The sequence below is a fragment of the Bacillus sp. LQ16 genome, assembly GCF_057784645.1.
In genome coordinates this window covers 1-7,500 of the sequence record NZ_CM173491.1, presented here as the reverse complement: position 1 = coordinate 7,500, position 7,500 = coordinate 1, and the positions used below count along the sequence as shown (strand labels likewise).

The following is a 7,500-nucleotide window of genomic DNA, read 5'->3' as shown; positions in this document are numbered from 1 at the left end:
TTTGAACTACGAATTAACGTAATAACTTCATCAAGATGATCTAAAGCAATTCGTAATCCTTCTAAAATATGGGCACGTGCCTCTGCTTTTTCTAATTCATAAGCAGTACGTCTACGGATTACTACCTTCTGGTGCTCCAAATAATGATATAAGTTTTGTTTTAAGTTTAGTACTTGAGGCTCTCCATTTACAAGAGACAACATATTAATACCGAAACTTGTTTGAAGTGCTGTATGTTTATATAGATTGTTTAATAGTACGTTTGCATTAGCGTCACGACGTACTTCCATGACAATACGCATACCATTTCGGTCTGATTCATCACGTAAATCTGTAATACCTTCAATTTTCTTATCGCGAACTAATTCTGCGATTTTTTCAATTAATCGTGCCTTATTAACTTGATAAGGTAGTTCCGTTACGATAATAGATTGTTTACCATTTGATTTCTCTTCAATTTCAACTTTGGCACGAAGCATAATAGAACCTCGTCCTGTTTCATAAGCTCTACGGATGCCACTTCTTCCTAAAATTAAACCTGCCGTCGGGAAGTCTGGACCAGGAATATATTCCATTAATTCCGCGATAGTGATATCTGGATTATGGCTTAATGCCAACACACCATCAATTACTTCGCCAAGTTGATGCGGCGGAATATTTGTTGCCATACCAACTGCAATACCTGTCGTACCGTTTACTAATAAATTAGGGAAACGCGCTGGTAATACAATCGGCTCTCTTTCCGAACCATCGTAGTTATCTTGGTAATCAATTGTATTTTTTGAAATATCACGTATTAATTCCATAGAAATCTTAGACATTCTTGCCTCTGTATAACGCATTGCCGCTGCTGAATCTCCATCTACAGAACCGAAGTTACCATGCCCATCTACAAGCATATAACGTTGACTGAAATCTTGCGCCATACGTACCATTGTTTCATAAACGGCTGAATCTCCATGAGGGTGATATTTACCGATTACTTCACCGACAATACGTGCTGATTTCTTATACGCTTTATCAGCTGTAATTCCTAAATCATTCATCGCATATAAAACCCTACGATGCACAGGTTTTAATCCATCACGAACATCTGGTAATGCACGAGATACGATAACACTCATTGCGTAATCTAAAAATGAGGTACGCATTTCATGACTAATATTAATTTCTCGAATTCGTGCTTGTTGTTGATTGTCTGACATCAACGAGCACCTCCTCTTACATTTCCGTTACACATACATTGATTTATATGTAGAAGACAGGAATACTTAGATTCCTGTCATTACTCATTTAAATATCAAGGTTTTTCACGTATTTTGCATTCTCTTGGATAAAGTTACGACGCGGTTCCACTTTATCACCCATTAAAATTTCAAATGTTTCATCTGCTTCTATTGCATCTTGAAGGGAAACTTGAAGTAACGAACGTACTTCTGGATCCATTGTCGTCTCCCATAGCTGAGTTGGATTCATCTCTCCAAGACCTTTATAACGTTGAATTCCTGGTTTCGGCTGGGCTGGTAACTCAGCTAATATTTTTTCAAGTTCTTTATCATTATAAGCATATTGAATTTTTTTACCTTGTTGCACTTTAAACAAAGGTGGCTGTGCGATATATATATATCCACACTCAATTATTTGACGCATATAACGATAGAAGAACGTTAATAATAGGGTACGAATATGCGCACCATCAACATCAGCATCGGTCATAATAATAACTTTATGATAGCGTGCTTTTTCGATATCGAAGTCCCCACCAATATTTGTACCAATCGCCGTAATAATTGTACGAACTTCATCATTTGATAAAATCTTATCTAAGCGTGCCTTTTCAACATTAATAATTTTACCCTTCAGCGGTAAAATTGCTTGAAAATGACGATCGCGTCCTTGTTTTGCAGATCCACCCGCAGAGTCACCCTCTACGATATAAATTTCACTAATTGCTGGATCTTTAGAAGAACAATCTGCCAATTTCCCTGGTAAACTTGAAACTTCTAAAGCACTCTTTCGGCGAGTTAGCTCACGAGCCTTTTTAGCTGCTACACGCGCACGTGCTGCCATCGTCCCTTTATCTACAACCTTACGTGCAACATTGGGATTTTCCAGTAAGAATTTTTCAAAAGCCTCAGAGAATACTGACTCCGTAATCGTTCTCGCTTCACTATTTCCAAGTTTCGTCTTCGTTTGCCCTTCAAATTGTGGATTTGGATGTTTAATTGACACGATTGCTGTTAAACCTTCACGAACATCTTCACCAGTCAAATTACTATCCGCATCTTTTAAAATGTTATTTTTACGACCATAATCGTTAATCACACGTGTTAAGGCAGTTTTAAATCCTACCTCATGTGTACCACCTTCATACGTATGAATATTATTTGTAAATGAGTAAATATGATTTGTATATCCTTCGTTATATTGAAGCGCAACTTCAACTTGAATACCATCTTTTGAACCTTCTACATATACAGGCTCTTCATGAATTGGTTGTTTTGAACGATTTAAATGTTCAACATATGATTTAATTCCACCTTCATAGTGGAACTCTTTCTTTTGCTTATGTTCACGTTTATCTTCAATTGTTAATTTAATATTACGATTTAAAAACGCCAACTCACGCATACGAGTCGCTAGCGTATCGAATTCATATTCTGTCGTCTCTTTAAAAATTTCTGGATCCGGTTTAAAGCGAGTTATTGTTCCAGTCTTATCTGTATCACCGATGACTTTTAAATCTGCAACCGGAATACCTCTTTCGTATTTTTGGTAATGGATTTTGCCATCACGATGTACAAATACTTCTAATTCTGTTGATAAGGCATTTACAACAGATGCACCAACACCGTGCAAACCACCAGAAACTTTATAACCGCCACCGCCAAATTTACCACCAGCGTGGAGGACAGTCATAATAACCTCTACTGCAGGACGTCCCATTTTTTCTTGTATACCAACTGGAATACCACGTCCATTATCCGTTACAAGAATACTATTATCTTCTTCGATACTAACGTTAATTTCATCGCAATATCCTGCTAACGCTTCATCGATACTATTATCGACAATCTCCCATACAAGGTGGTGAAGTCCCTTCCCACTCGTAGATCCAATATACATACCCGGACGTTTCCGAACTGCCTCTAGTCCTTCAAGTACCTGTATCTGACTTTCATCATATGCATTTTCTTGCATTTGTTTTTGTTCCATTGACACAAAGATCACCTACTTTTCCATTTAAACAGGGGTTTATGCCCTATCTATTTCACAATCTACCGTGCCGTTCGTTACATGAATTGTTTTCGCATCTTTTAATGTTTCGTGTTCAATTCCGTCGACACTCGTCGTTGTAACAAATGTTTGCACCTTTCCTTGAATTGTATTTAACAGATGTGATTGACGATAATCGTCTAATTCTGATAAAACATCATCCAGTAAAAGGATTGGATATTCTTTAACCTCTGAATAAATTAATTCAATTTCAGCTAATTTTAGGGATAGTGCGGTCGTTCGTTGTTGTCCTTGCGAACCAAAGACTTGAACATTTTTACTATTAACGAAGAATTGTAAATCATCACGATGAGGACCAATTAAAGTCGTACCACGGAAAATTTCACGTTGTTTCACAGATTGAAAACTTTCATAGTATACTTCTTTTATTTTCGACAAATCCATTGATTCTGATACATCTACACTTGGTTTATAGACAATTTCTAACTCTTCTAATCCACGGCTTATACCGCGATGAATTGGAGCTGCCCATTCCTGTAGCAAATGCAAAAATTCAAAACGTTTTTGCAGTATTTTTGCACCATGCTCAATTAGTTGAAGGGTAAATACATCCAACATCGTTTCCTCATTCTTACTATTCCCTTGCATTTTTTTCAACAAGTGATTTCGTTGCGTGAGCACCTTTTGATATTGACTTAATTCATACAAATATACAGGAGCTATTTGTCCTAATTCCATATCTAAAAAGCGTCTTCTTACTTGAGGGCTTCCTTTTACAAGATTTAAATCTTCTGGGGCAAACATGACAACGTTCATCACGCCAATATATTGACTTAACTTTTGTTGTTCAAGTTGATTTAATTTTGCCTTTTTACCTTTTTTCGAAATATTTAATTCCAAAGACAAAGAACTGTTTCTTTTTTGTAATTTCCCTTTTATTTGACCAAACTCTTCATCCCAGCGGATAAGTTCGCGATCATTAGAGGTTCTATGAGATTTCGCCATCGCTAAAACATAAATAGCTTCCATCAAGTTTGTTTTCCCTTGTGCATTTTCGCCGATAATTACATTTACCTTATCTTCAAAGGAAAGCTCTAATTTTTCATAATTGCGATAGTTTTTTAATTGTATTTCTGAAATAAACAAAGGGCTCCCCCTTTATGCCTGAACTTGGAAAGTTCCGCTTCCTGGAATTTCAATAACATCATTCGCATATAGTTTGCGACCTCTTCTATTTTCAAGTTCGTTGTTCACGTACACTTCATATTCTTGTAAAAACCATTTTACAGCGCCACCTGTATCAATTACATCAGCTAACTTTAAAAATTGTCCTAGTGTAATATACTCTGTTGAAATTTTAATATGTTTCATAAAATCGCTCACTTTCTGAAAGTGTTCATTCTTTCATTGTACTAAATAAACTAACATTAGGAAAGTAATACCCAAAAATCAAATAAGGGCCACTAGCATCTTTAAACTAGCAACCCTTATTCCTTACCTAGTAAGTACGAACTGGTAAAATTAATTGAATAATTGAATCATCATTTACTGTACGAATTAAGAACGGTCTCATCGCCCCAGTAAAACTAACTTTAATCTCTGTACTATCCAAGGCTTTCAATGCATCCATCATATATTTTGCACTAAAAGATATTTTTAACTCTTCTCCATCTACTTTTTCACATTGTACTTCTTCGACAACTTTTCCGATTTCTGGTGAATTCGAAGAAATCTCTAGCATTTCTTGCTCTAAAGTTGATAATTTGACAACGTTATTGCGCCCATCTCTCGCTAATAGTGAAGCACGATCAATTGCTTGTAGGAATTCTTTTGTATTCACAAAAATATCCGTTTTACTCTCTGCTGGAATTAAACGTGTTGTATCTGGATAATTTCCTTCTAACAATCTTGAGAAGAATAATAAATGTTTTGTACGGAATAATACTTGATACTCCGTAATAACGATATCCACCATTTCTTCAGACTCATCTAGAATCTTACTTAATTCATTTAAGCTCTTACCTGGGATAACAACATTAGCTTGAAATTCATCTGCAATATTATGTCCTTCGATTTTCGCTTTTCGAAGTGCTAGTCTATGACTATCTGTTGCAATACAAGTTAACTCGCTGTTATATACCTTCCAGTTTACACCTGTCAAGATTGGTCTTGTTTCAGAAGTAGAAACTGCAAATACAGTTTGTCTGATCATATGCTTAAGTAAATCTGTTGGTATCTTAAATACATGATGTTCTTCAATCTGTGGTAATAACGGATATTCTGCAGAATCTAAACCATTTAAGTTAAATTCTGATTTTCCAGATTTTATTTTTGTCATAAAATGATTTTCCACAGAAATTTCGACAGTATCTTTAGGTAGTTTTTTTACAATCTCACTAAAATATTTTGCTTGTAAAACAATGCTTCCTGATTGAGCTATTTCCACGATTTCTTTTCCATTTTCTTCGACTGGAATAAACGATTCAATAGAAATATCAGCATCGCTTCCTGTTAATGTAACCCCTTCTTCAGTAGCTACAACTTTAATTCCCGTAAGGATAGGGATTGTTGTACGAGAAGAAACTGCCTTCATTACATCTTGTACACCTCTTACAAGATAGTCTTTTTGTATTGTAAAACGCATAAAGAAAAACCTCCGGTAAGTATAAGATTTTATTTAATTAATAAAGATAAAAAATAGTAGTAATAGTAATAGGGCTTGTGGATATGTGGATAACCCCTTTGAAGGATGTAAAAACAGTCTATCTACATGTGGATAGACTGTGCGTAAAACAAGGTAAGTTATTCACACTATTCAGCTACTACTTTAAAATACCATTAATTTCTTCAACTTGCTTTTGTAATTGCGTATCGGTTTTTAGTAGTTTAGAAATTTTTTCATGGGCATGGATAACTGTTGTATGATCACGTCCACCAAATTCTTCACCTATTTTTGGTAAAGAGGAATCCGTAAGTTCGCGTGATAAATACATTGCAATTTGGCGAGGAAACGCAACTGATTTTGTGCGTTTTTTCGCTTTAAAATCTTCTAATTTTACTTGATAAACGTCTCCGACAGCTTTTTGAATATCATAAATAGAGATAATTTTTGGCTTAGAATTTGGAATAATATCTTTAAGTGCTTCAGCTGCTAAATCAGCATTAATATCTTTATTAATTAAAGATGAATAAGCTACAACTCGGATAAGTGCACCTTCTAATTCACGAATATTTGAATCAATTTGATTTGCGATATAAAGCATAACTTCATTTGGTATATCAAGCCCTTCAGCTTTTGCCTTTTTGCGTAAAATTGCAATTCGTGTCTCTAAATCTGGCGGCGTAATATCTGTAATAAGTCCCCATTCAAAGCGAGAACGAAGACGATCTTCTAAAGTTGGAATTTCTTTTGGTGGTCGATCACTAGAAATTACAATTTGTTTACTTTCTTCGTGTAATGCATTAAATGTATGGAAAAACTCTTCTTGAGTTTGTTCTTTTCCAGCAAGAAATTGAATATCATCTATCAATAAAACATCTACGTTGCGATATTTATTACGAAAATCAACAGCTTTATTATCACGAATAGAGTTAATAAATTCATTCGTGAATTTTTCTGATGATAAATATACAACTTTTGCATTTGGATTATGTTCAATTACATAATGACCAATTGCGTGCATTAAATGCGTCTTTCCAAGCCCAACTCCCCCGTAAATAAAGAGTGGATTATACGCTTTAGCTGGCGCCTCGGCTACAGCTAATGAAGCTGCATGGGCAAAACGGTTACCAGAGCCGATAACAAATGTATCAAATGTATATTTTGGATTTAACATGCTCTGTGGTAAATGAGCTGAATCATCTTGTGCGGGATTCCGCTTAACTGGAGGAAGATCAATGTCCTCTTCCGATTGACTTTGGGGAATAATAAAGCGAATTGCTAATTTTGCCCCTGTTAAATCGTATAGTGTTTCCGAAATAAGTTCTGAGTAATGAGATTCTAGCCAGTCACGAGCAAATTCATTTGGAGCTGTAATCGTTAATACGTCTTTCTTCAAGTTATGAGCCGTTGTTGATTTTAACCATGTTTCATAACTAGGCTTGCTTACCTTTTTTTCTAATTCTTTTAAGGCACTATTCCATAAATCAGAGATATTTTCCAAAGGTGTCCCTCCTTTACTAAGATGGTAAAAGAATAAGGTTGCGCAACAAATGTACAACCTAATAAATATAAAATGTATATTTATACGAAACGTATTTTAA

Annotated in this window: 6 protein-coding genes (1 of these 6 only partly in view); all 6 read right to left on the bottom strand. The window is 35.3% G+C overall.

Features of this window, described 5'->3' with window-relative positions; translation table 11 throughout:
• Nucleotides 1-1,205, bottom strand: the start of a protein-coding gene (gyrA, locus tag AC3EMB_RS00030) for a DNA gyrase subunit A (protein WP_095689920.1). The gene continues 1,267 nt to the left of window position 1, outside the view; 1,205 of the gene's 2,472 nt are visible here — the first part of the coding sequence; it begins with the start codon at nucleotides 1,203-1,205; the stop codon falls past the left edge of the window.
• Nucleotides 1,206-1,293: 88 nt separating this feature from the next.
• Entirely contained in the window at nucleotides 1,294-3,216 is a 1,923-nt protein-coding gene (gene gyrB, locus AC3EMB_RS00025; RefSeq protein ID WP_000435980.1) for a DNA topoisomerase (ATP-hydrolyzing) subunit B, read from the bottom strand.
• A gap of 39 nt (nucleotides 3,217-3,255) precedes the next feature.
• Nucleotides 3,256-4,383, bottom strand: a complete 1,128-nt coding sequence (gene recF / locus AC3EMB_RS00020; RefSeq protein WP_000470755.1) for a DNA replication/repair protein RecF — start codon at nucleotides 4,381-4,383, stop codon at nucleotides 3,256-3,258.
• Between the two features lie 12 nt (nucleotides 4,384-4,395).
• Nucleotides 4,396-4,608: a S4 domain-containing protein YaaA gene (gene yaaA / locus AC3EMB_RS00015; RefSeq protein WP_000680510.1), complete on the bottom strand. Its 213-nt coding sequence runs from the start codon at nucleotides 4,606-4,608 to the stop codon at nucleotides 4,396-4,398.
• A gap of 127 nt (nucleotides 4,609-4,735) precedes the next feature.
• On the bottom strand, nucleotides 4,736-5,881 hold the full coding sequence (dnaN, locus tag AC3EMB_RS00010) for a DNA polymerase III subunit beta (protein ID WP_001212886.1): 1,146 nt from the start codon (nucleotides 5,879-5,881) through the stop codon (nucleotides 4,736-4,738).
• A gap of 178 nt (nucleotides 5,882-6,059) precedes the next feature.
• Complete coding sequence (gene dnaA, locus AC3EMB_RS00005; RefSeq protein ID WP_000428028.1) at nucleotides 6,060-7,400, bottom strand: chromosomal replication initiator protein DnaA; 1,341 nt, start codon at nucleotides 7,398-7,400, stop codon at nucleotides 6,060-6,062.
• Between the last annotated feature and the right edge of the window lie 100 nt (nucleotides 7,401-7,500).

What these genes read in the sequence shown, in the direction of transcription:
- gyrB (WP_000435980.1), bottom strand. Translation starts at nt 3,216, where the DNA reads ATGGAACAAAAACAAATGCAAGAAAATGCATATGATGAAAGTCAGATA.
- yaaA (WP_000680510.1), bottom strand. Translation starts at nt 4,608, where the DNA reads ATGAAACATATTAAAATTTCAACAGAGTATATTACACTAGGACAATTT.
- dnaN (WP_001212886.1), bottom strand. Translation starts at nt 5,881, where the DNA reads ATGCGTTTTACAATACAAAAAGACTATCTTGTAAGAGGTGTACAAGAT.